We start from the raw sequence: 21,800 nt of genomic DNA, 5'->3' as shown, positions 1-21,800 counted from the left end.
GCCATGCACCACGTGAGAACGATCACTGACAGCGCGTACAACCCTGAGGGATCAGCGCCGCCGAGCCCCTCGCTTCGCGGCGCGACCGTCCCGCCCGGTACGCTCACCGCCGTGCCACAAGCTGATCAGACCTCCCCCGAGTCCTTCCCCGGGCCGCCCCGCCCCACGCGGGTCGTACCCGTCCCGCTCGCGGAGCTGGCCCGACTGCTGGATGCCGACGACCCCGGCGCTCCGGTGTCCGGCGCCGGCGACGCAGCCGAGGCCGATGTGTCCGTCACCGGCATCACCCACGACTCGCGCGCCGTACGCCCCGGCGACATCTACGCCGCGCTGCCCGGCGCCCGGCTGCACGGGGCCGACTTCGTGGAGCAGGCGCAGAGCCTGGGTGCCGTCGCCGTACTGACCGACCCGGGCGGCACCGGGCGCGCCGAGGCCACCGGGCTGCCGGTGCTGACCGTGCCCGACCCGCGCGGCCGGATGGGACAGCTGGCCGCCACCATCTACGGGACCCCCGGCGAGGACCTGCTCCAGATCGGCATCACCGGCACCTCCGGCAAGACCACGACGGCTTACCTGGTCGATGGCGGGCTGCGCAGAGTGGCCCAACAAGGGGAGCCACGCGCAGCGTGTCCTGCGAAGGGCGGTGGCGGGCGACGGGCGGGCGGCGGGCTGACCGGACTGATCGGCACCGTCGAGTCGCGGATCGGCGACGAGCGGATCAAATCCGAGCGCACCACGCCGGAGGCCACCGATCTCCAGGCGCTGTTCGCGGTGATGCGCGAGCGCGGCGTCAGCTCGGTGACGATGGAGGTCTCCAGTCACGCGCTGGTCCTCGGCCGGGTCGACGGCTGCGTCTTCGACGTCGCGGTGTTCAACAATCTCAGCCCCGAACACCTCGACTTCCACCCGGACATGGAGGACTACTTCCAGGCCAAGCGGCAGCTGTTCACGCCGAAGCGCTCGCGGGCCGCAGTGGTCAACTTCGACGACGAGTACGGCTTCCGGCTGCTGGGCGAGCTCAAGGACGAAGGTTTCCCCGTCACCAGCTTCTCCGCCGAGGGCCACCCGGACGCGGACTGGCGGGCCGAGGACGTGGAGGTCGGCCCGCTCGGCTCGACGTTCACAGCCGTGGGACCCGACGGCCGGGAAGTGCTCGCCAGCGCTCCCATCGCCGGTCCCTTCAACGTCGCCAACGCGCTCGCCGCGCTCACCGCGCTGGTCGCCGCCGGGATCGACCCGGACACCGCCGCCGAGGGCATCGGCGCCGTCCCCGGCGTTCCCGGCCGGCTCCAGCGGGTGGACGCGGGCCAGGACTTCCTCGCCATCGTCGACTACGCGCACAAGCCCGACGCCGTCGAGTCCGTGCTCTACGCCGTCCGCAAGGTCACCGACGGCGCCGTGCACGCGGTCCTGGGCTGCGGCGGCGACCGCGACCCGCACAAACGCCCCGCCATGGGCGCCGCGCTGGCCCGGCTGGCCGACACGGCGGTGCTCACCTCGGACAACCCGCGCTCCGAGGATCCGCTCGCGATCCTCGCCACCATGCTCGGCGGCGCCGCCGAGGTCCCGGCCCACGAGCGCGGCACCGTGCTTCTGGAGGAGGACCGGGCCGCCGCCATCCGGGCCGCCGTCGACCGGGCCGAACCCGGCGACACCGTCCTCGTGCTGGGCAAGGGCCACGAACAGGGCCAGGACATCGCCGGCGTGGTGCGGCCCTTCGACGACGTCCAGGTCCTGCACGACGCCATCCGCGCCCGGTCGGCCGAGCAACCCCAGCACTCCTCCGCGGCCGCCGTACCGGCCGCACCGTCCCCTGCCTCTCCCTCCTACCCCTCGTCCTCTCCCGCCGAGAACCACCGGACAGACAACCAGAACCGATGATCCCCCTCTCCCTCGCAGAGATCGCCGCCCTCACCGGCGGACGGCAGCACGACATAACGGACCCGGAAGCGCGGATCACCGGGCCGGTGGTGATCGACTCCCGGGAGGCGGGCCACGGCGCGCTCTTCGCGGCGTTCGCCGGTGAGCGTGCCGACGGGCACGACTTCGCCGCCGCCGCGGTCGCCTCCGGTGCCGTCGCCGTGCTCGCCACCCGCCCTGTCGGCGTCCCGGCGATCGTCGTCGACGACGTCACCCGCGCCCTGGGCGCCCTGGCCCGGCACACCGCGCACACGCTCGGCACCGAGGTCGTCGCGCTGACCGGGTCCAGCGGCAAGACCAGCACCAAGGACCTCATCGCCCAGCTGCTGGAGCGGCTGGGCCCCACGGTGTGGCCGGAGGGCTCGCAGAACAACGAGATCGGCCTGCCCCTGACCGCCCTGCGTGCCGATGAGACCACCCGGCATCTGGTGCTGGAGATGGGCGCCCGCGGCATCGGCCACATCCGCTACCTCACAGAGCTGACCCCGCCCAGGATCGGTGTCGTCCTCAACGTCGGGACGGCGCACATCGGCGAGTTCGGCGGGCGTGAGCAGATCGCCCAGGCCAAGGGCGAACTGGTGGAGACGCTGCCGACGGCGGACGACGGGGGAGTGGCGGTGCTCAACGCCGACGACCCGTACGTCCGCGCGATGGCCGCACGTACCCGGGCCAGGGTGCTGCTCTTCGGCGAGGCCCCGGAATCGGACGTACGGGCCGAAAACGTGAGGTTGTCGGAACGCGGCACACCAGCTTTCACCCTTCACACACCTACCGGGTGCGGCGATGTGACCATGCGCCTGTACGGTGAGCACCACGTGTCGAACGCGCTCGCCGCGGCGGCCGTCGCCCACCAACTGGGCATGCCCGCTGGGGACATCGCCGACGCGCTCTCCTCCGCCGGCACGCTCTCCCGTTGGCGGATGGAGGTCACCGAGCGCGCCGACGGCGTCACGGTCGTCAACGACGCCTACAACGCCAACCCCGACTCCATGCGGGCCGCGCTCCGTGCGCTGTCCGCCATGGGGGAGGCGGCGAAGGCCCGGGGGGGCCGGACCTGGGCGGTGCTGGGCGAGATGGCCGAGCTCGGCGACGAAGCACTCGCCGAGCACGACGCGATCGGACGGCTCGCCGTCCGGCTCAACGTCAGCAAGCTCGTGGCAGTCGGAGGCCGGGAGGCCGCCTGGCTCGACATGGGTGCCAAGAACGAGGGTTCGTGGGGTGAGGAGTCGGTGCATGTGTCCGGCACTGAGGCGGCCGTCGACCTGCTGCGCGGTCAGCTGCGTACGGGGGATGTCGTACTGGTGAAGGCCTCCCGGTCGGTGGGTCTGGAGAGGGTGGCGGCCGCCCTCCTCGAGGACGGGACCAGGGAGGGTGAGGGCTCCGCCCGATGACGATGAAGCAGATCCTCTTCTCCGGGGTCATCGGACTCTTCCTGTCCCTGATCGGGACCCCTCTGCTGATCAAACTGCTCGCCTCGCGCGGCTACGGCCAGTTCATCCGCGACGACGGCCCGCAGAACCACCACAGCAAGCGCGGCACCCCCACCATGGGCGGTATCGCCTTCATCCTGGCGACGCTGCTCGCCTATGTGCTGACCAAGCTCATCACGGGCGAGCAGCCCACCTTCTCCGGTGTGCTGGTGCTCTTCCTGTTCGCCGGGATGGGTCTGGTCGGCTTCCTGGACGACTACATCAAGATCGTCAAACAGCGCAGCCTGGGCCTGCGCGCCAAGGCGAAGATGGCCGGCCAGCTCATCGTCGGTATCGCCTTCGCCCTCCTCGCGCTCAGCTTCGAGGACGCGCGCCAGCTCACCCCCGCCTCCACCAAGCTCTCCTTCACCCAGGACTTCGGCTGGGCCCTGCCGCCCGTGCTGTTCGTCGTCTGGGCGCTGTTCATGATCCTGGCGATGTCCAACGGCGTGAACCTCACCGACGGCCTCGACGGTCTGGCGACCGGTGCCTCGGTGATGGTCTTCGGCGCCTATGTGTTCATCTGCGTATGGGAGTACCAGGAGTCCTGCGCGCATATCGCCACCGCGGGGCCCGGCTGTTACGAAGTACGAGATCCGCTCGACCTGGCCGTCGTAGCGGCCGCGCTGATGGGCGCCTGCTTCGGCTTCCTGTGGTGGAACACCTCGCCCGCGAAGATCTTCATGGGCGACACCGGCTCCCTCGCCCTCGGCGGCGCGCTGGCCGGGCTGGCCATCTGCTCGCGCACCGAACTGCTGCTGGCGATCCTCGGCGGCCTGTTCGTACTGATCACGATGTCCGTGGTGATCCAGGTCGGCTCGTTCCGGCTCACCGGGAAGCGGGTCTTCAAGATGGCCCCGCTCCAGCACCACTTCGAACTCAAGGGGTGGTCCGAAGTCCTTGTGGTGGTCCGGTTCTGGATCATCCAGGGCATGTGCGCCATCGTCGGCGTCGGCATCTTCTACGCGGGCTGGGCGGCGAGCAAGTGAACGCCGCCGACGCGACGAACCGGACGAACCTGACGAAGCTCTCCGAGGAGCTGTCCGGCAAGCACGTCACCGTCGCCGGGCTCGGCGTCAGCGGCATGCCCGCGGCCAAGGCGCTGCACCGGCTCGGGGCCCGCGTCACAGCCGTCAACGGCGGCGACGGCGAGGGCCCACGCCGCCAGGCGGCCGAACTGGAGGCGCTCGGGGTCACCGTCCGGCTCGGCGACGACCGTACGCTCCCCGAGGGCACAGACCTCATCGTCACCACCCCCGGCTTCAAACCCACCAGCCCCCTCTTCCAGGCGGCGGCCGAGGCCGGCGTACCGGTGTGGGGCGATGTGGAGCTGGCCTGGCGGATGCGCGGACCCGACGCCGCGCCATGGCTGGCGGTCACCGGCACCAACGGCAAGACGACCACCGTGCAGATGCTCGCCTGCATCCTGCGCGCCGCGGGGCTGCGGACGGCAGCGGTCGGCAACATCGGCGTCTCCCTCATCGACGTCGTACTGGAGCAGGAGCCCTACGACAACCTCGACGTCCTGGCCGTCGAGCTGTCCAGCTACCAACTGCACTGGGCCCCGAGCCTGCGCCCGCACTCCGGCGCCGTGCTCAACCTCGCGCCCGACCACCTCGACTGGCACGGCTCGATGGAGGCGTACGCCGCCGCCAAGGGCCGGATCTACGAGGGCAACCAGATCGCCTGCGTCTACAACGCCGACGACCCCGAGAACACCGGCGTGCCCCGCACCGAGGACCTGGTGCGGGCCGCCGACGTGGTCGAGGGCTGCCGCGCCATCGGCTTCACCCTCGGCACCCCGGCGCCCTCCCAACTCGGCGTGGTCGAAGGCGTTCTGGTGGACCGGGCCTTCGTCGCCGACCGGCAGCAGCAGGCGCAGGAGCTCGCCGAGACCGGCGACATCACACCCGCAGCGCCGCACAACATCGCCAACGCGCTCGCCGCGGCGGCCCTCGCCCGCGCCTTCGGCGTACCGCCCGCGGCCGTACGCGACGGACTGCGGGCCTTCAGCCCGGACGCCCACCGCATCACCCACGTCGCCGAGGTGGGCGGCGTCTCCTACGTCGACGACTCCAAGGCCACCAACACACACGCGGCCGAGGCCTCGCTGGCCGCCTACCCGTCCATCGTGTGGATCGCGGGCGGGCTGGCCAAGGGGGCGACGTTCGACGCACTGGTCGCCGCGTCCGCGCCCCGGCTGCGCGGCGTCGTGCTGATGGGCGCCGACCGGCAGCTGATCGCCGAAGCGCTGGCGCGACACGCGCCCGATGTGCCCGTGGCCGACCTCGAACGCACGGACACTGGGGCGATGGCGGAGGCCGTCCGCCGGGCGACAGCGCTGGCGCGGCCCGGCGATACCGTACTCCTGGCCCCCGCGTGCGCCTCGATGGACATGTTCGTCAACTACAACGCCCGCGGCGACGCGTTCGCCGAGGCGGTCAGGGCCCTCGCCACCGCCGAAGGTCACAGCACCGGCGCAGGCCACAGCGAGCCTGCCGAAGGCCATAGCGAGCACTGACCCCGTCCCCGCCGGCCGAGGACGCGGGCGAGACGGAGGGGATACGGAATGACGGCGCGATCCGCCAAACCGCCCACGCCCCGGCGCGCGAGCAGCCAGCCCGCGCCCATGCGTCCGCCGAGACACCCCGGTACGCCTACGGGCACCTCGGCGCCGCAGCGGCTCTACGCCCGCGCCAAGCGCGCCTGGGACCGCCCGTTGACGGCGTATTACCTGATTTTGGGCGGCAGTCTGCTCATCACCGTGCTCGGTCTGGTCATGGTCTTCTCCGCCTCGCAGATCCAGGCGCTCCAGTCAGGACTGGCCTCCACCTACTACTTCCGCAAGCAGTTGGTGGCCGCGGCGCTGGGTGCGGTGCTGCTGCTGGCCGCCTCCCGGATGCCGGTACGGCTGCACCGGGCGCTGGCCTACCCGCTGCTGCTGGTCTCCGTCTTCCTGATGTGCTTGGTGCAGGTGCCCGGTGTGGGGCAGGAGGTGAACGGCCAGCAGAACTGGATCTATCTGGGCGGCCCGTTCCAGCTCCAGCCCAGCGAGTTCGCCAAGCTGGCCCTCGTCCTGTGGGGCGCCGACCTGCTCGCGCGCAAGGGCGACAAGAAGATGCTCACCCAGTGGAAGCATCTGCTCGTTCCGCTGGTCCCGGTGGCCCTGCTGCTGCTCGCACTGATCATGCTCGGCGGCGACATGGGCACCGCACTCATCCTCGGCGCCGTGCTGTTCGGGCTGCTGTGGCTGGCGGGCGCGCCGACCCGGCTGTTCACCGGCGTCCTCGTGGCCGGACTCACAGCCGCCGCGCTGCTGGTCACCTCCAGCCCCAACCGGATGGCGCGGCTCGGCTGCATCGGCGCCACCGATCCCGGGCCCGACGACCGGTGCTGGCAGGCAGTGCACGGAATCTATGCGCTGGCCTCCGGAGGATGGTTCGGTTCCGGACTGGGGGCGAGTGTGGAAAAATGGGGTCAACTCCCCGAACCCCACACCGACTTCATCTTCGCCGTGACAGGGGAGGAACTCGGTCTGGCGGGGACGCTGTCGGTACTCGCCCTCTTCGCGGCTCTAGGCTATGCGGGTATCCGCGTGGCCGGACGCACGGAGGAACCCTTCGTCAGGTATGCCGCGGGAGGAGTGACGACGTGGATCATCGCGCAGGCGGTGATCAATGTGGGAGCGGTGCTCGGTCTGCTGCCCATCGCCGGTGTCCCTCTCCCGCTGTTCTCCTATGGTGGGTCCGCCCTGCTGCCGACGATGTTCGCTGTCGGACTGCTGATCGCCTTCGCGCGCAGCGACCCGGCAGCACGCGCTGCCCTGGCCGTGCGGCAGCCCGCCCTGTGGCAGCGCACGTCTCGGGGAGGGCTGGCAGGGGTGCTGCGATCGCGGAGCACCCCCGGCCGGAAGAGAGAGAAGACGATGAGACGGCGCGCCGGAAGGCCGCCGTCCGGAGAGCGGTGAAACAGCGTGCACGTCGTACTCGCCGGTGGGGGGACCGCCGGCCATATCGAGCCCGCGCTCGCCCTCGCGGACGCCCTGCGCAGGCAGGACCCGACCGTGGGGATCACGGCCCTCGGTACCGAGCGCGGCCTGGAAACGCGGCTCGTGCCGGAACGTGGTTACCAACTCGAGCTGATTCCGGCCGTTCCGCTGCCGCGTAAACCCACGCCCGAGCTGATCACCGTGCCCGGGCGGCTGCGCGGCACCATCAAGGCCGCCGAGCAGATCCTGGAGCGCACCAAGGCCGACTGCGTCGTTGGCTTCGGCGGCTATGTGGCGCTGCCCGGCTATCTGGCCGCCAAGCGCGCCGGTGTGCCGATCGTCGTGCACGAGGCCAACGCCCGCCCGGGGCTCGCCAACAAGATCGGCTCCCGTTACGCGCACGGGGTCGCCGTCTCCACGCCCGACAGCAAGCTGCGCGGCGCACGCTACGTCGGCATTCCGCTGCGCCGCTCCATCGCCACCCTCGACCGCTCCGCCGTACGGCCCGAGGCGCGTGCCTCGTTCGGGCTGGCTCCCAACCTGCCGACGCTGCTGGTCTCCGGCGGCTCGCAGGGCGCCCGCCGGCTCAACGAGGTCGTCCAGCAGGTCGTTCCGCATCTCCAGCGCGCGGGCATCCAGATCCTGCACGCGGTCGGCCCCAAGAACGAACTCCCCCACGTGGACCACATGCCCGGAATGCCGCCGTATGTGCCGGTACCGTATGTGGACCGGATGGACCTCGCGTACGCCGCGGCCGACATGATGCTCTGCCGCGCGGGCGCGATGACCGTAGCGGAGCTGTCGGCTGTCGGGCTGCCCGCCGCCTACGTCCCGCTGCCGATCGGCAACGGCGAACAGCGGCTCAACGCCCAGCCGGTCGTCAAGGCGGGCGGTGGACTCCTCGTCGACGACGCGGAGCTGACGCCGGAGTGGATCCAGAGCAATGTGCTCCCGGTCCTCGCCGACCCGCAGCGGCTCACCGCCATGTCGCGCGCGGCAGCCGAGTTCGGCCGTCCGGACGCCGATGAACTGCTTGTCGGCATGGTGTACGAGGCGATCGCCGCGCGCCGCCAGGGCTGATACGGCGCGGCGCGGAAGCGGCGGCTCACAGAAAGCAGGGTGGTCCTTGTGGTCCGAGCTGCCAAAGCCGTCAGGGCGACCAAGGCGCCGAAAGCGTCCAAGATGTCCAAGGCGTCCAGAGAGTCGACGGCGCCGGAGGCGTCCGGCGGGGCCGACGGCACGCGCTCGCGGAGCCGGACCGCCGACCGGAGCGGGCGGGGCAACCCCGGTGCCGCCGCCCGCTCCGGCGCACGTTCGGGCAACCGCGACCCCGAGGACCGGCCGCGCCCGGGAGGGTTGAGGACGCGCCTGCGATGGCGGCGCGTCCTCCTCCTGCTGCTCGTTCTCGCCGTTCCGCTGGGCGGCTTCGGCAGCTGGCTGCTGTACGGCTCGCCGTGGCTGCGTGTCGAGAGGGTCTCCGTCACCGGCACCAGGGCACTGAGCGACTCCGCGGTCTCCCGCGCGGCGGCCGTCCCCAGCGGCGCGCCGCTCATCACCGTCGACAAGGCGGCCGTACAGCAGCGCGTACGTCAGGCGCTGCCCCGCGTGCGCGAGGTCAAGGCCGAACGGTCGTGGCCGCACGGCGTCACGCTCACCGTCACCGAAAGACGGCCCGAACTCGCCATGGAGAGCGCCGGCAAATACGTGGAAGTGGACTCCGAAGGGGTGCGATTCGCCACAGTCGGCAAGCCGCCGAAAGGCGTTCCGCATCTCGTAGTGGAACCGAAGGAACCGGAAGCCGAGCGGTACTTCTCAGCGGCGCGGCTACGCCGTGCGGCGGCCCGGGTCACAGGCGCGCTGCCCGATTCCGTCCACCGCGCCGTCCGCACCGTAAGGGTCCGTTCCTACGACGACATCACTCTGCATCTGACGGGCGGTCGCACGGTCCGGTGGGGAAGCCCGGAGCGCGGCCCGGCGAAGACCAAGGCGCTGACGGCCCTGATGAAAGCCGCCAAGGACGCCGAGCACTTCGACGTCACAGCTCCCAGCGCCCCAGCCGCATCGGACAGTTAGCCGCCTCGCCCACAAAGCCCGTGTACGCCCAGCCGGGTTCGGCGAACGACTGGACTCCACCGTTCCGTGGCCGCGTCAGTTGACCCGGGCTGCCCCACATGATCAGGCTGATGTCCTCACCGGGAGCAACCCGTCCCAGTTGACGGGCATTGCTGCTGGTGAGCACCCTGGATGGCTACTGCTCGGTCTGATCACATAGGGTGAAAAGAAAAACGGGAGGTTCGGCGTGTTCGTTGAACACCCAGCACTTGTCGACTTAGTGTCCGTTGCGAAGAGTCCAAGTAAGACAGGCACTGGTAACCCTAAACTTCACACTTAGGGTTCGGGTCGGCGTTCGAACCGCCCCACAGGGATACGTAACTCGAGGCGAGAGGCCTTCGACGTGGCAGCACCGCAGAACTACCTCGCAGTCATCAAGGTCGTCGGTATTGGCGGCGGTGGCGTGAACGCCATCAACCGGATGATCGAGGTCGGTCTCAAGGGCGTCGAGTTCATCGCGATCAACACTGACGCGCAAGCCCTGTTGATGAGCGACGCCGACGTCAAGCTCGATGTGGGCCGCGAGCTGACTCGCGGCCTCGGCGCCGGAGCCAACCCGGACGTCGGCCGCAAGGCCGCCGAGGACCACCGCGAGGAGATCGAGGAGGTCCTCAAGGGGGCCGACATGGTCTTCGTGACCGCGGGCGAGGGCGGTGGCACCGGCACCGGCGGCGCGCCCGTCGTGGCGAACATCGCCCGCTCGCTCGGCGCCCTCACCATCGGTGTCGTCACCCGTCCCTTCACCTTCGAGGGCCGCCGCCGTGCCAACCAGGCCGAGGACGGCATCGCGGGGCTGCGCGACGAGGTCGACACCCTGATCGTCATTCCGAACGACCGGCTGCTGTCCATCTCGGACCGTCAGGTCAGCGTGCTGGACGCCTTCAAGTCGGCGGACCAGGTGCTGCTCTCCGGTGTTCAGGGCATCACCGACCTCATCACCACGCCGGGCCTCATCAACCTCGACTTCGCGGACGTCAAGTCGGTGATGTCCGAGGCGGGGTCGGCGCTGATGGGCATCGGCTCGGCCCGCGGCGACGACCGTGCGGTGGCAGCCGCCGAGATGGCCATCTCCTCGCCGCTGCTTGAAGCGTCCATCGACGGGGCGCGGGGAGTGCTGCTGTCCATCTCCGGTGGCTCGGATCTCGGTCTGTTCGAGATCAACGAGGCCGCCCAGTTGGTGAGCGAGGCGGCGCACCCCGAGGCGAACATCATCTTCGGAGCGGTCATCGACGACGCGCTCGGCGACGAGGTCCGGGTCACCGTCATCGCCGCCGGGTTCGACGGCGGCCAGCCGCCCTCCAAGAAGGGCGAGAAGGCGCTCGGCCAGTCGTCGTCCGCCGCTTCCCCGGCTCCGCCTTCGTACAAGGACGAGCCGTCCTCCTCCCCTGACCCGGAGCCCGAGCGGCCCTCGTTCAGCGGTCTCGGCGCTGTCGCCCCGCCCCGCGAGGAGGACACCCCGCCCCGCCCGGAGCCCGCGCCGGTGAGCGAGGTGCCGCCGCCCGCGGCCCCCACCCCGCAGGTGCCGCCGGCCCGCCCGTACCACGACAGTCAGGCGGAAGAGCTGGATGTGCCGGACTTCCTGAAGTGATAGCTGCGCAAGAGACGGTCAGCGGCGCGCACTTCGCTTTCACCGACAGGTGGGGTGGGGTGAGCGCCGCTCCGTATGAGGAGCTCAACCTCGGCGGCGCGGTCGGTGATGACCCCGAGGCGGTACTGACCAACCGGGAGCGCGCCGCTCGGGTGCTCGGACTGTCGCCCGACGAGGTGGTCTGGATGCATCAGGTGCACGGACGTGACGTCGCCGTCGTGGACCGCCCGTTCGGCGCTGACGCGCCGCCCGTCGACGGGGTGGTGACGGCGCGCCGGGGGCTCGCGCTGGCGGTGCTCACCGCCGACTGCACGCCGGTGCTGCTCGCCGACCCGGTTGCGGGAGTCGCGGGCGCGGCGCACGCCGGGCGGCCCGGCCTGCTGGCGGGCGTGGTGAGTGCGACGGTCGAGGCGATGACCGAGCTCGGCGCACAGCCGGAGCGCATGGTCGCACGCACCGGTCCCGCCGTTTGTGGCCGGTGCTACGAGGTGCCCGACGAGATGCGTGCCGAGGTCGCGGCGGCCGTTCCCGAGGCGTACGCGACCACCCGGCAGGGGACCCCCGCCGTCGACATGGCCGCCGGGGTGCGGGCGCAGCTCGCCCGGGCGGGAGTCACCCGGTGCGAACAGTCCTCCGTATGCACGCTGGAGTCCGCTGATCATTTCTCGTACCGCCGGGACAAGACGACGGGGAGGCTTGCGAGTTATGTCTGGATCGAGGCGAGCTGAGAAGTGACCGCAGAGATGTCTCCTGAGCCCCCTGGGTCTTCCGAGTCCCCTGTGTCCGGTGAGTCCTCTGTGCCCACTGAGTCCGCCGCTGCGGCCTCTGCGGCTTCTGGGCGGTTCGAGGCCCCCGCCGGGTCCCAGGAGCCGCCAGAATCCCCTGAGGCGGCGCGCAGGGCGGAGCTGGCCGCCAACCTCGCCCGGGTGGAGGAGCGCATCGCAGGCGCTTGTTTCGCGGCGGGGCGTAAGCGCGAGGAAGTCACTCTCATCGTCGTGACCAAGACCTACCCCGCGAGCGATGTCCGGCTGCTGGCCGAGCTGGGGGTGCGGAACGTCGCCGAGAACCGCGACCAGGAGGCGGCGCCGAAGGCGGCAGCCTGTGCGGACACCTCGCTCACCTGGCACTTCGTCGGCCAGTTGCAGACCAACAAAGCGCGGTCGGTTGCCGGTTATGCCGGTCTCGTCCACTCCGTGGACCGCGCCCGGCTCGTGACCGCGCTCTCGAACGCCGCCGTGCGCGTGGAACACGAGATCGGGTGTCTCATCCAGGTCGCCTTTGACGCCGAGTCAGGCTCGGTGGGGGAGCGCGGCGGTGTCGCGCCCGACGGTGTGACGGATGTCGCGGAGACGGTGGCGGCCGCCCAAGGTCTGCGGCTCGACGGAGTGATGACTGTCGCACCGCTGACCGGACCGCTGGCCGGGCGGCCGAGGGCGGCTTTCGACCAGTTGTTGGAAATCTCAACCGCCCTGCGAGCGGCGCATCCTGCTGCGACGATGGTGTCGGCGGGAATGAGTTCGGATCTCGAAGAGGCAGTGCTTGCCGGTGCGACACATGTGCGCGTCGGCAGCGCGGTACTCGGAGACCGACCCCGGCTCCGGTAACGTCGCGAAGCGAGTTGGGCCACAGCAGAATATATGGTCATTTCCGCCGGAAAAGGCCGGTCGGAGAGGCTGCGTGGATCATCCCAGGGCCACCGGTGACGGGGGCGGAGTCGATCCACCACAGAGCGGAGGACGCAGAGAATGGCCGGCGCGATGCGCAAGATGGCGGTCTACCTCGGCCTCGTGGAGGACGATGGGTACGACGGCCGGGGATTCGACCCTGACGACGAGTTCGAGCCCGAGCCCGAGCCCGAACGTGACCGTCGGCGGTACGAGTCGGAACAATCACACCATTCCCTCCAAAAGACCGAACCTGAGGAGCCGGTGAGGGTTGCTCACCCCCCGGCGCAGCGGGAGCGGGAGCCGGAGTCGACCCCGGCGGTTGCTGCCGAAAGCGGACGAGCCGGGAGAATTGCTCCGGTGTCATCCATCACACCTGAACGCCAGAATGTCGAGAAGAGTGCCCCGGTGATCATGCCCAAGGTCGTGTCCGAACGTGAGCCGTACCGGATCACCACGTTGCACCCTCGGACCTACAACGAAGCCCGTACCATCGGGGAACACTTCCGTGAAGGCACTCCGGTGATCATGAATCTGACGGAGATGGACGACACCGACGCGAAGCGACTTGTCGACTTTGCGGCTGGTCTGGTCTTCGGTCTGCACGGCAGTATCGAGCGAGTGACGCAGAAGGTGTTCCTGCTGTCTCCTGCTAACGTCGATGTCACGGCGGAGGACAAGGCCCGCATCGCAGAGGGCGGGTTCTTCAACCAGAGCTGAGACGCAGGATCCAGGAACAGGCCGCCAAGGCCGCACGAGAGCCCCAGGGGAGAGGGACGCGCAGATGAGAACCGCACTGGACGTGGTCCAAATCGCGCTGTACTGCTTCCTGCTCGTGCTGATCTTCCGGCTGGTGATGGACTACGTCTTCCAGTTCGCCCGCTCATGGCAACCCGGCAAGGCGATGGTGGTCGTTCTGGAGGCCGCCTACACTGTCACCGATCCGCCACTCAAGCTTTTGCGGCGGTTCATCCCACCGCTGCGCTTCGGGGGCGTGGCGCTAGACCTGTCCTTCTTCGTACTCATGATCATCGTCTACATCCTGATCAACGTCGTGGCCAGGCTGTGAACGATCGGAATGGTCTTGCCGATATGCCGACGACTTACGTTGAGGTGAAGAGATGCCACTGACCCCCGAGGACGTGCGGAACAAGCAGTTCACGACCGTCCGTCTGCGCGAAGGCTATGACGAGGACGAGGTCGATGCCTTCCTCGATGAGGTCGAAGCCGAGCTGACCCGGCTGCTGCGCGAGAACGAGGACCTGCGCGCCAAGCTGGCTGCGGCCACGCGCGCGGCCGCGCAGAACCAGCAACAACAGGGCGGCATGCGAAAGCCTCCTGAACCTCAGGACAGGCAGCAGCAGCAAGGCGGGGCCCCCGTGCCCGCCGCCATATCCGGACCGCAGCCCGTCCCGCCCCAACAGCAGGGCATGGGCGGCCCGCCGCAGCTTCCCGGCGGACAGGCGCAGCTCCCCGCGGGCCCCGGCGGCCCCGGTGGACACGGCGGTCCCGGTGGTCCGGGTCCGCAGGGCGGTCCGATGGGCCCCGGTGGCCCCGGCCCGCAGCAGGGCGGTCCCATGGGTCCAGGTGGCCCGCAGGGCGGCCCGCAGATGCCCGGCGGCGGCCAGAACAACGACAGCGCGGCCCGCGTGCTGTCGCTGGCGCAGCAGACCGCGGACCAGGCGATCGCGGAGGCCCGTTCCGAGGCCAACAAGATCGTCGGCGAGGCCCGCAGCCGCGCCGAGGGCCTGGAGCGGGACGCCCGCGCCAAGGCCGACGCGCTGGAGCGGGACGCGCAGGAGAAGCACCGGGTCGCGATGGGCTCCCTCGAGTCCGCCCGCGCCACCCTGGAGCGCAAGGTCGAGGACCTGCGCGGCTTCGAACGCGAGTACCGTACGCGGCTGAAGTCGTACCTGGAGAGCCAGCTGCGGCAGTTGGAGAACCAGGCCGACGACTCGCTCGCGCCGCCGCGGACGCCGGCGACCGCGTCGCTGCCCGCGCCCACGCCGTCGATGGCGTCGGCCGGAGCCCCGGCGGGGGCGGCCACCAGCGGTGGCGGCTCCATGGGCGGGCACCAGTCGATGGGCGGCAACGGGCACTCCATGGGCGGCCACGGTGGTGGCCCGCACACCCAGGGCGGTGCCGGGCAGTCCTACGGTGGGCAGCAGCAGATGTCGCCTGCCATGACGCAGCCGATGGCGCCGGTGCGGCCGCAGGGCGGTCCGCAGGGCCAGCAGGCGCCGTCGCCCATGCGGGGCTTCCTCATCGACGAGGACGAGAGCTGAGCCGCAAGCGCTGAGCCCCTTTTGACAGGCCGGGCCCGAGAGCACCAGGTGCTCTCGGGCCCGGCCTGTTTGTGGTTCGACACCGGCAACCCGACAAAGCTGGCAACCCGACAAAAGCGGGCACCCCCACCCGGAATGGGTGGGGGTGCTTCGATGGACGGCCTGCCGGGGAGGGCTCAGCGCTTGCGGAGGCGGAACTTCAGGTCGAGAGCCTCGTCCTCGAAGGTCGGGCCTTCGATCTCGGCGGGGTCGCCCTGGGCGAACTCCTCGGCGAGGACCTCTTCCGCGATGAGGAAGGTGTGCTCGGCGAGGGCGCGGGCCACGTCCTGGTCGCCCGACTGCCAGCGCAGCTCGATCCGGTCGGCGACATCGAGGCCGGAGTTCTTACGGGCCTCCTGGATGAGCCGGATGGCGTCGCGGGCGAGTCCGGTGCGCCGCAGCTCGGGGCTGATCTCCAGATCCAGCGCGACGGTGGCACCGGAGTCGGAGGCCACCGACCAGCCCTCCCGGGGCGTCTCGGTGATGATGACCTCCTCCGGGCTGAGGGCGACGGTCTCCCCGTTCACCCGCACGGTGGCCGTGCCCTCCCGCAGGGCCACCGACAGCGCGGCGGCGTCGGCCTCGGCGATGGCCTTGGCGACCGTCTGGGTCTCCTTGCCGAACCGGCGGCCCAGCGCCCGGAAGTTGGCCTTGGCCGTGGTGTCGACGAGCGAGCCGCCGACCTCCGAGAGGGAGGCGAGCTGCTCGACGTTCAGCTCCTCCGTAATCTGGGTGCGCATCTCGGGGGAGAGGGTCTCGAAGCCCTGCGCGGCGATGAGCGCTCGGGACAGCGGCTGCCGGGTCTTGACGCCGGACTCGGCGCGGGAGGCGCGGCCCAGCTCCACCAGCCGGCGGACCAGCAGCATGTCCTGGGACAGCTCGGGGTCGATACGGCTGAGGTCGGCCTGCGGCCAGGAGGTCAGGTGGACCGAGTCCGGGGCGCCGGGGGTGACCGGGACGACGAGGTCCTGCCAGACGCGCTCGGTCAGGAACGGGGTGATCGGCGCCATCAGCTTGGTGACGGTCTCGATCACGTCGTGCAGCGTACGCAGCGCGGCGGCGTCGCCCTGCCAGAAGCGGCGGCGGGAGCGGCGGACGTACCAGTTGGACAGGTCGTCGACGAAGGTGGACAGCAGCTTGCCCGCGCGCTGGGTGTCGTAGCTGTCCATGGCGAGGGTGACCTGGTCGACCAGGGCGTGCAGTTCGCTCAGCAGCCAGCGGTCCAGCAGCGGCCGCAGGTTCGGCGCCGGGTCGGACTCGGAGGGCGCCCAGCCGGCCGTACGAGCGTAGAGGGCCTGGAAGGCGACGGTGTTCCAGTAGGTCAGCAGCGTCTTGCGGACGACTTCCTGGATGGTGCCGTGGCCGACCCGGCGGGCGGCCCAGGGCGAGCCGCCCGCGGCCATGAACCAGCGCACCGCGTCCGCGCCGTGCTGTTCCATCAGCGGGATGGGCTCCAGGGTGTTGCCCAGGTGCTTGGACATCTTGCGGCCGTCCTCGGCGAGGATGTGGCCGAGGCAGACGACGTTCTCGTACGACGACTTGTCGAAGACGAGGGTGCCCACGGCCATCAGCGTGTAGAACCAGCCGCGGGTCTGGTCGATGGCCTCCGAGATGAACTGCGCCGGGTAGCGCTTCTCGAACAGCTCCTTGTTCTTGTACGGGTAACCCCACTGGGCGAAGGGCATCGAGCCCGAGTCGTACCAGGCGTCGATGACCTCGGGGACGCGCTGGGCCTCCAGCGTGCAGCCCTCGGTGGGGCAGCCGAAGGTGACCGCGTCGATGTAGGGGCGGTGCGGGTCGAGCCCTGACTGGTCGCTGCCGGACAGCTCGCTCAGCTCGGCCAGCGAGCCGACGCAGGTGAGGTGGCCCTCCTCGCAGCGCCAGATGGGCAGCGGGGTGCCCCAGTAGCGGTTGCGGGACAGCGCCCAGTCCACGTTGTTGTCCAGCCAGTCGCCGAACCGGCCGTGCTTGACCGAGTCGGGGAACCAGTTGGTCGCCTCGTTCTCCCGCAGCAGAGCTTCCTTGATCTGCGTCGTACGGATGTACCAGGACGGCTGCGGGTAGTAGATGAGGGCCGTGTGGCAGCGCCAGCAGTGGGGGTAGCTGTGCTCGTAGGCCACGTGCCGGAACAGCAGACCTCGGGCGTCCAGGTCGGCGACCAGGGCCTCGTCGGCCTTCTTGAAGAACTGGCCGCCGATCAGGTCCAGCTCCGGCTCGAACGTGCCGTCGGCGCGGACGGGCACGACCGGCTCGATGCCGTTGGCACGGGCCACCCGGAAGTCGTCCTCACCGAAGGGCGCCAGGTGCACCATGCCGGTGCCGTCCTCGGTGGTGACATAGGTGTCGTTGACGACGAAGTGGGCGCCGGGGATGTCGACGAGCTCGAAGGGGCGCTGATAGTGCCAGCCGTTCATCTCCCGGCCCGTGTAGCGCTCGCCGGTGATGTGCCAGCCCTCGCCGAGTGCCGTGTCCAGCAGCGGCTCGGCGACGACGATCTTGTCGGTGCCGTCGGAGGCGACGACGTAGGTGACGTCGGGGTGCGTGGCCACGGCGAGGTTGGCGACCAGCGTCCAGGGGGTGGTCGTCCACACCATCAGGGACGCCTCGCCGGCCAGCGGTCCCGAGGTGAGCGGCATCCGGACGTAGACCGAGGGGTCCACCACCGTCTCGTACCCCTGGGCCAGCTCGTGGTCGGACAGGCCGGTGCCGCAGCGAGGGCACCAGGGGGCGACGCGGTGGTCCTGGACCAGCAGGCCCTTGGTGAAGACCTGCTTCAGCGACCACCAGACCGACTCGATGTACTCGGGGTTCATCGTGCGGTACGCGTCGTCCAGGTCGACCCAGTAGCCCATCCGGGTCGTCAGCTCGGCGAAGGCGTCCGTGTGGCGGGTCACCGACTCGCGGCACTTGGCGTTGAACTCGGCGATGCCGTAGTTCTCGATGTCCTGCTTGCCGTTGAAGCCCAGCTCCTTCTCGACGGCCAGCTCGACCGGCAGGCCGTGGCAGTCCCAGCCGGCCTTACGGGCCACGTGGTAGCCGCGCATGGTACGGAAGCGGGGGAAGACGTCCTTGAAGACACGGGCCTCGATGTGGTGCGCTCCCGGCATGCCGTTCGCGGTGGGCGGGCCCTCGTAGAAGACCCACTCCGGGCGGCCCTCGGACATCTCGAGGCTGCGGGCGAACACCTTGCTCTCGCGCCAGAAGTCGAGCACAGCGCGCTCCAGCGCGGGCAGGTCGACCTGGGCGGGCACCTGGTTGTATTGCATCGGCGGGTCTTCTTCCTCCGGCGGACATCGGGAAGATGCTGCGCGTCTTCACTTCCGTCGGAGGGACGAGCTCGCCTGCCTGGCCGGCGGCGGACCCGCGGTACCACCCTCCTTGACGACGGGCTGTGCCCACCGTCCCCTCATTGGGTCAGCGCTGCCGGTTCTACTCGCCCGGAAGCTGCTGCTTCCGGACTTTCTTCCGGCGGCTCCGGGGTGATCTTCACGCCGCGCTCGCCTCCGGGCTTCCACCGTCCCCGGATCGCTCTGGGCCGCTCACGGACGCTACTCGTCCCCATCAACGCCTCTCGCCGCCCCCAGTGTACGGGGATTCACGCGCGGGCACGGAGCGGTTTTCGAGCGCCCGGGCGGGGCACAAAGGTTGCAGACCGGCGTGCCCCGTTGCCGTGTGCTTGAAGTCGATTTATCGTTCCGGTCACGTTCGCGAGCAAGATCACAAAATGTGAAGGGGCCGCGGTCATGGTGGCGGAGGAGAGCGCCGCGAAGAAGACGGCAGCATCGAAGAAGACCACGAAAAAGGCCGCGGCAGCGAAGAAGGTTCCCGGCAAGGCGGCACCGGCGAGCAAGGGGGCCGCCAAGAAGGTACCGGCGAAGAAGGCGGGGGCGAAGAAGGCACCGGCGAAGAAGGCTCCGGCGAAGAAAGCCGCGGCGAAGAGGACCGCGGGGGAACGGGCGGCGGCCGATGAGGGCGCCGCGGAAGTGACGGCGGCCGAAGCGGCAGCGGACCGCGCGGAGGGCACCGCACAGGCGCCCGCCGGGCAGGCCGCGCAGAAGACGACGGGAGCAGGGACGGTGGCTGCGAAGAAGACTCCGGCAGTGACGGAGGCCGAGGCAGTGCCCTCGGCGCGGAACGGGGAGGGCGCTGCGGCCCCCGGTGAACTGCCGGTACGCCCCGACGAGGACCCCTGGTCCCCGGAAGAGGTCGAGGAGGCGCGCTCGGGGCTGCGGGACGAGGCCGAGCGGCTGCGGCAGGAGATCATCTCCGCGGATGAGGCGCTCAACGGGCTGATGCGCGACTCGGGCGACGGCGCCGGTGACGACGACGCCGACACCGGGACCAAGAACATCACCCGCGAGCACGAGATGGCGCTGGCCGCCAACGCGCGCGAGATGCTCTACCAGAGCGAGCGGGCGCTGGAGCGGCTGGACGCGGGGACGTACGGGCTGTGCGAGAACTGCGGCAAACCGATCGGGAAGGCCAGGATGCAGGCGTTCCCGCGGGCCACGCTGTGCGTGGAGTGCAAGCAGAAGCAGGAGCGCCGCTGACCGCGGGAGAACGCCGTGAACGCCGCCGTCCGCGCGTGTCGTACCCTCAAAGCGTGACTGAGGTGGAGCGGCCTGTCGATGGCCCCGACGAAGGCGCGGCCGGCGGCGGCGAAGCGGAGCGCAGGGACGAAGAGGTGCGCTCCGAGGCGGAGCGCACCGAGGAGGAGCCGGCCGCTCCAGCACAGCGCAGGCGCCGGATCAGTGTGCTGATCGGGGTGGCCGGGCTCGCTTTCGTGCTGGATCTGCTCAGCAAGCTGGTCGTGGTCGCGAAGCTGGAGAACCATGCGCCGGTCGAGCTGCTCGGGCCCTGGCTCCAGCTGAACGTCATCCGCAACGCGGGCGCCGCCTTCGGGATCGGGGAGGCGCTGACGATCCTGCTGACCGCGATCGCGGTGGCCGTCGTGGTGGTGATCGCGCGGATCGCCCGGAAGCTCTACAGCACCCCGTGGGCGATCGCGCTCGGCCTGCTGTTGGGCGGCGCGTGCGGGAATCTGACCGACCGGATCTTCCGTACGCCGGGCGTCTTCCAGGGCGCCGTCGTGGACTTCATCGCGCCCAAGCACTTCGCCGTCTTCAACCTCGCCGACTCGGCCATCGTGTGCGGCGGCATCCTGATCGTGCTGCTCTCCTTCCGCGGCCTTGACCCGGACGGGACCGTCCACCGGGACTGAGCCGCCCCGGCCGGCGGTCGCGTGGCTCAGTCGCCTTCGTCCGGCACCTGGACGCGGATGCCGTAACGGCCGTGGCCGGTGGCCTCGGTGATGGTGATCCGTATCCCGCCGCGGAAGGTGTGGCTCTCACCGGGTGTGAAGGGCGCGTCCGACATCTCGGCGAGCTCGGTGGGCAGCCGGTCGGCGCAGGCCGCGCCGCCGCCGCTGCGGGGCCGGGAGTCGACGACGCGTACGGGGCCCTCGCCGGTGGGTCTGCCGGAGTCGACGGTATAGAGCAGTACGCCCTCGGCACAGATGTCCCGGTCCAGTCCTGAGCGGGTGCGGGCCTCGGCGACTATCGCGCGGTGCCGCCCCGTACGGATGACGGCCAGGCCCGCGTCGGCCGAGCTGACCGGGGAGAGGGTGTGCTCGGTGGTGCCGGACGAGGTGACGCAGCCGACCCGGGAGCGGGACAGCCAGCCGAACTTCCACTTGTGCCAGCCCAGCAGGTCGGAGATGCCCGCCATGCTCATGGTGTCCCAGCCGCCCACGTACTCGACGGAGGCGTTCTCGGCGACGTTGTAGAGGTCGGGCAGGCCGTAGAGGTGGTGGGCCTCGTGCACGAAGTTGCCGCGCTGCCACAGCGGCGAGTCGACGGCGCGGCCGAAGACGAGGGCCGCGCCGTGCACCCGGGTGCCGGCCGCCCTGAGCCCGTGGAAGGTGTGCGCCTGGGAGACGGTCGGCGCGGCGGGCAGATTGCTGTCGGCGACGATGAAGACCAGGTCGGCACTGTCCACGTCGGTGCCCTGCCGCCGTGCGGCCTCCAGTGCGTCCTGGACGTAGCCGCGCATCAGACCGGTCGGTATGCCGCGGGTTATCCCGTACGAGGACCACGGTCGCGGCATGCGTATCCAGTCGGAGCTGGTGTCGGTGTCCAGCCGGTACTTCCCGAACGAGGCGCGGTCCCAGAAGCGGTCGCCGTACCGGGAGAAGAAGCGGGCGCGCTCATGGGCCGGGGTCACCGCCGGGTGGTCGCTGAAGTCGACCATCAGCATCAGCGCCCGCTTGTGGCCGTGGGGGCGGACGTAGGCGGGGTTGAGCGGGCCCTCGTCGGTGCCGCTGCCGGGCGCTATCGCGCAGGGGCCCGCGATGCCCTCGGCCGACGCGACCTGGGCCGGGGCCAGGGTGAGGCAGGCGGTGGCCAGCGCCGTCGCCACCGCGAGCGCCCGGCGGTGCGCGGGGCTGCGGCGTATGCCCGGCTCGGCGCCGGAGTCCGGCGCGGGGTGCTTCGGTGTCCTGCGCGGCGTCATCGGGCGTGCCCTCCGGGGGTGCTCGACGGGTCCCGAGGCTCACGGACACCGTCGGCCGCGGAGCGGGGCGCCGCACCTCGGGCGGAGCCGCGCGAGTGACGTCGCCTCGCACCGGCCGGGAGATGGGGGCGGAAAGGGATCCGTTACCGCGCGGAGAGGGGGCCGCATCAAGCGCGGAGAGGGGGCCGCGTCAAGGTGGCATACGGCCGAATGCCGCCGTCCGGC

Annotated in this window: 17 protein-coding genes; 15 read left to right on the top strand and 2 right to left on the bottom strand. The window is 70.6% G+C overall.

The window, feature by feature from the left end; all coding sequences use genetic code 11:
• Positions 1 to 12 precede the first annotated feature (12 nt).
• From ACQEU8_RS27420 to ACQEU8_RS27360, 13 genes are all read left to right on the top strand, one after another.
• Positions 13 to 1,881 carry a Mur ligase family protein gene (locus ACQEU8_RS27420; protein WP_433105670.1) on the top strand — a complete coding sequence of 623 codons (1,869 nt, stop codon included), beginning with the start codon at positions 13 to 15 and terminating at the stop codon, positions 1,879 to 1,881.
• Positions 1,878 to 3,311, top strand: a complete 1,434-nt coding sequence (locus tag ACQEU8_RS27415) for a UDP-N-acetylmuramoyl-tripeptide--D-alanyl-D-alanine ligase (protein ID WP_433105668.1) — start codon at positions 1,878 to 1,880, stop codon at positions 3,309 to 3,311. The genes ACQEU8_RS27420 and ACQEU8_RS27415 overlap by 4 nt, the downstream gene beginning before the upstream one ends.
• A gap of 2 nt (positions 3,312 to 3,313) precedes the next feature.
• The gene (gene mraY, locus ACQEU8_RS27410; RefSeq protein WP_433108750.1) at positions 3,314 to 4,378 is read left to right on the top strand and encodes a phospho-N-acetylmuramoyl-pentapeptide-transferase; all 1,065 of its coding nucleotides are present in this window, start codon (positions 3,314 to 3,316) and stop codon (positions 4,376 to 4,378) included.
• A gap of 95 nt (positions 4,379 to 4,473) precedes the next feature.
• On the top strand, positions 4,474 to 5,910 hold the full coding sequence (gene murD, locus ACQEU8_RS27405) for a UDP-N-acetylmuramoyl-L-alanine--D-glutamate ligase (protein ID WP_433108748.1): 1,437 nt from the start codon (positions 4,474 to 4,476) through the stop codon (positions 5,908 to 5,910).
• A 48-nt stretch (positions 5,911 to 5,958) separates the two neighbouring features.
• Positions 5,959 to 7,356, top strand: a complete 1,398-nt coding sequence (gene ftsW, locus ACQEU8_RS27400; protein WP_433105666.1) for a putative lipid II flippase FtsW — start codon at positions 5,959 to 5,961, stop codon at positions 7,354 to 7,356.
• Between the two features lie 6 nt (positions 7,357 to 7,362).
• Positions 7,363 to 8,457, top strand: a complete 1,095-nt coding sequence (gene murG, locus ACQEU8_RS27395) for an undecaprenyldiphospho-muramoylpentapeptide beta-N-acetylglucosaminyltransferase (protein WP_433105664.1) — start codon at positions 7,363 to 7,365, stop codon at positions 8,455 to 8,457.
• A 102-nt stretch (positions 8,458 to 8,559) separates the two neighbouring features.
• Positions 8,560 to 9,450, top strand: coding sequence for a cell division protein FtsQ/DivIB (locus ACQEU8_RS27390; RefSeq protein WP_433105662.1), 891 nt, complete (start codon positions 8,560 to 8,562; stop codon positions 9,448 to 9,450).
• 382 nt (positions 9,451 to 9,832) lie between these two features.
• Positions 9,833 to 11,077 carry a cell division protein FtsZ gene (ftsZ, locus tag ACQEU8_RS27385; protein WP_433105660.1) on the top strand — a complete coding sequence of 415 codons (1,245 nt, stop codon included), beginning with the start codon at positions 9,833 to 9,835 and terminating at the stop codon, positions 11,075 to 11,077.
• Positions 11,074 to 11,805, top strand: a complete 732-nt coding sequence (gene pgeF / locus ACQEU8_RS27380; protein WP_433105658.1) for a peptidoglycan editing factor PgeF — start codon at positions 11,074 to 11,076, stop codon at positions 11,803 to 11,805. Before ftsZ ends, pgeF begins: the two co-directional genes overlap by 4 nt.
• A gap of 177 nt (positions 11,806 to 11,982) precedes the next feature.
• Positions 11,983 to 12,681, top strand: coding sequence for a YggS family pyridoxal phosphate-dependent enzyme (locus ACQEU8_RS27375; RefSeq protein WP_433108746.1), 699 nt, complete (start codon positions 11,983 to 11,985; stop codon positions 12,679 to 12,681).
• Between the two features lie 141 nt (positions 12,682 to 12,822).
• Complete coding sequence (locus ACQEU8_RS27370) at positions 12,823 to 13,461, top strand: cell division protein SepF (RefSeq protein WP_433105656.1); 639 nt, start codon at positions 12,823 to 12,825, stop codon at positions 13,459 to 13,461.
• A gap of 64 nt (positions 13,462 to 13,525) precedes the next feature.
• Positions 13,526 to 13,810 carry a YggT family protein gene (locus tag ACQEU8_RS27365; protein ID WP_173869241.1) on the top strand — a complete coding sequence of 95 codons (285 nt, stop codon included), beginning with the start codon at positions 13,526 to 13,528 and terminating at the stop codon, positions 13,808 to 13,810.
• Between the two features lie 52 nt (positions 13,811 to 13,862).
• On the top strand, positions 13,863 to 15,026 hold the full coding sequence (locus ACQEU8_RS27360) for a DivIVA domain-containing protein (protein ID WP_433105653.1): 1,164 nt from the start codon (positions 13,863 to 13,865) through the stop codon (positions 15,024 to 15,026).
• A 176-nt stretch (positions 15,027 to 15,202) separates the two neighbouring features.
• On the opposite strand, the gene ileS is transcribed toward ACQEU8_RS27360, so the two are convergent.
• A complete protein-coding gene (gene ileS, locus ACQEU8_RS27355) occupies positions 15,203 to 18,331 on the bottom strand; it encodes an isoleucine--tRNA ligase (protein ID WP_433105651.1) in 3,129 nt (1,042 codons plus the stop codon).
• A 477-nt stretch (positions 18,332 to 18,808) separates the two neighbouring features.
• On the opposite strand from ileS, the gene ACQEU8_RS27350 reads away from it, so the two are divergent.
• Both ACQEU8_RS27350 and lspA read left to right on the top strand, forming a co-directional pair.
• Entirely contained in the window at positions 18,809 to 19,615 is an 807-nt protein-coding gene (locus tag ACQEU8_RS27350; RefSeq protein WP_433105649.1) for a TraR/DksA family transcriptional regulator, read from the top strand.
• A 53-nt stretch (positions 19,616 to 19,668) separates the two neighbouring features.
• Entirely contained in the window at positions 19,669 to 20,286 is a 618-nt protein-coding gene (gene lspA, locus ACQEU8_RS27345) for a signal peptidase II (protein WP_433105647.1), read from the top strand.
• 26 nt (positions 20,287 to 20,312) lie between these two features.
• On the opposite strand, the gene ACQEU8_RS27340 is transcribed toward lspA, so the two are convergent.
• Positions 20,313 to 21,575: a peptidase M6 gene (locus tag ACQEU8_RS27340; protein ID WP_433105645.1), complete on the bottom strand. Its 1,263-nt coding sequence runs from the start codon at positions 21,573 to 21,575 to the stop codon at positions 20,313 to 20,315.
• Positions 21,576 to 21,800 lie beyond the last annotated feature (225 nt).

Origin of the sequence: Streptomyces sp. CA-250714 (assembly GCF_050936705.1) — a bacterium.
GTDB lineage: Bacteria > Actinomycetota > Actinomycetes > Streptomycetales > Streptomycetaceae > Streptomyces.
Note: the sequence above shows the minus strand (reverse complement) of the source record. Positions and strands in the feature narration are given on the sequence as shown.

Bases quoted from the DNA above. Each gene is read 5' to 3' on its own strand.
- ACQEU8_RS27340 (WP_433105645.1), bottom strand. From the start codon at position 21,575: ATGACGCCGCGCAGGACACCGAAGCACCCCGCGCCGGACTCCGGCGCC.
- ACQEU8_RS27360 (WP_433105653.1), top strand. From the start codon at position 13,863: ATGCCACTGACCCCCGAGGACGTGCGGAACAAGCAGTTCACGACCGTC.
- ftsW (WP_433105666.1), top strand. From the start codon at position 5,959: ATGACGGCGCGATCCGCCAAACCGCCCACGCCCCGGCGCGCGAGCAGC.
- murD (WP_433108748.1), top strand. From the start codon at position 4,474: ATGCCCGCGGCCAAGGCGCTGCACCGGCTCGGGGCCCGCGTCACAGCC.
- ACQEU8_RS27370 (WP_433105656.1), top strand. From the start codon at position 12,823: ATGGCCGGCGCGATGCGCAAGATGGCGGTCTACCTCGGCCTCGTGGAG.
- ACQEU8_RS27415 (WP_433105668.1), top strand. From the start codon at position 1,878: ATGATCCCCCTCTCCCTCGCAGAGATCGCCGCCCTCACCGGCGGACGG.
- ACQEU8_RS27390 (WP_433105662.1), top strand. From the start codon at position 8,560: ATGTCCAAGGCGTCCAGAGAGTCGACGGCGCCGGAGGCGTCCGGCGGG.
- mraY (WP_433108750.1), top strand. From the start codon at position 3,314: ATGAAGCAGATCCTCTTCTCCGGGGTCATCGGACTCTTCCTGTCCCTG.
- ACQEU8_RS27365 (WP_173869241.1), top strand. From the start codon at position 13,526: ATGAGAACCGCACTGGACGTGGTCCAAATCGCGCTGTACTGCTTCCTG.
- ACQEU8_RS27350 (WP_433105649.1), top strand. From the start codon at position 18,809: ATGGTGGCGGAGGAGAGCGCCGCGAAGAAGACGGCAGCATCGAAGAAG.
- ileS (WP_433105651.1), bottom strand. From the start codon at position 18,331: ATGCAATACAACCAGGTGCCCGCCCAGGTCGACCTGCCCGCGCTGGAG.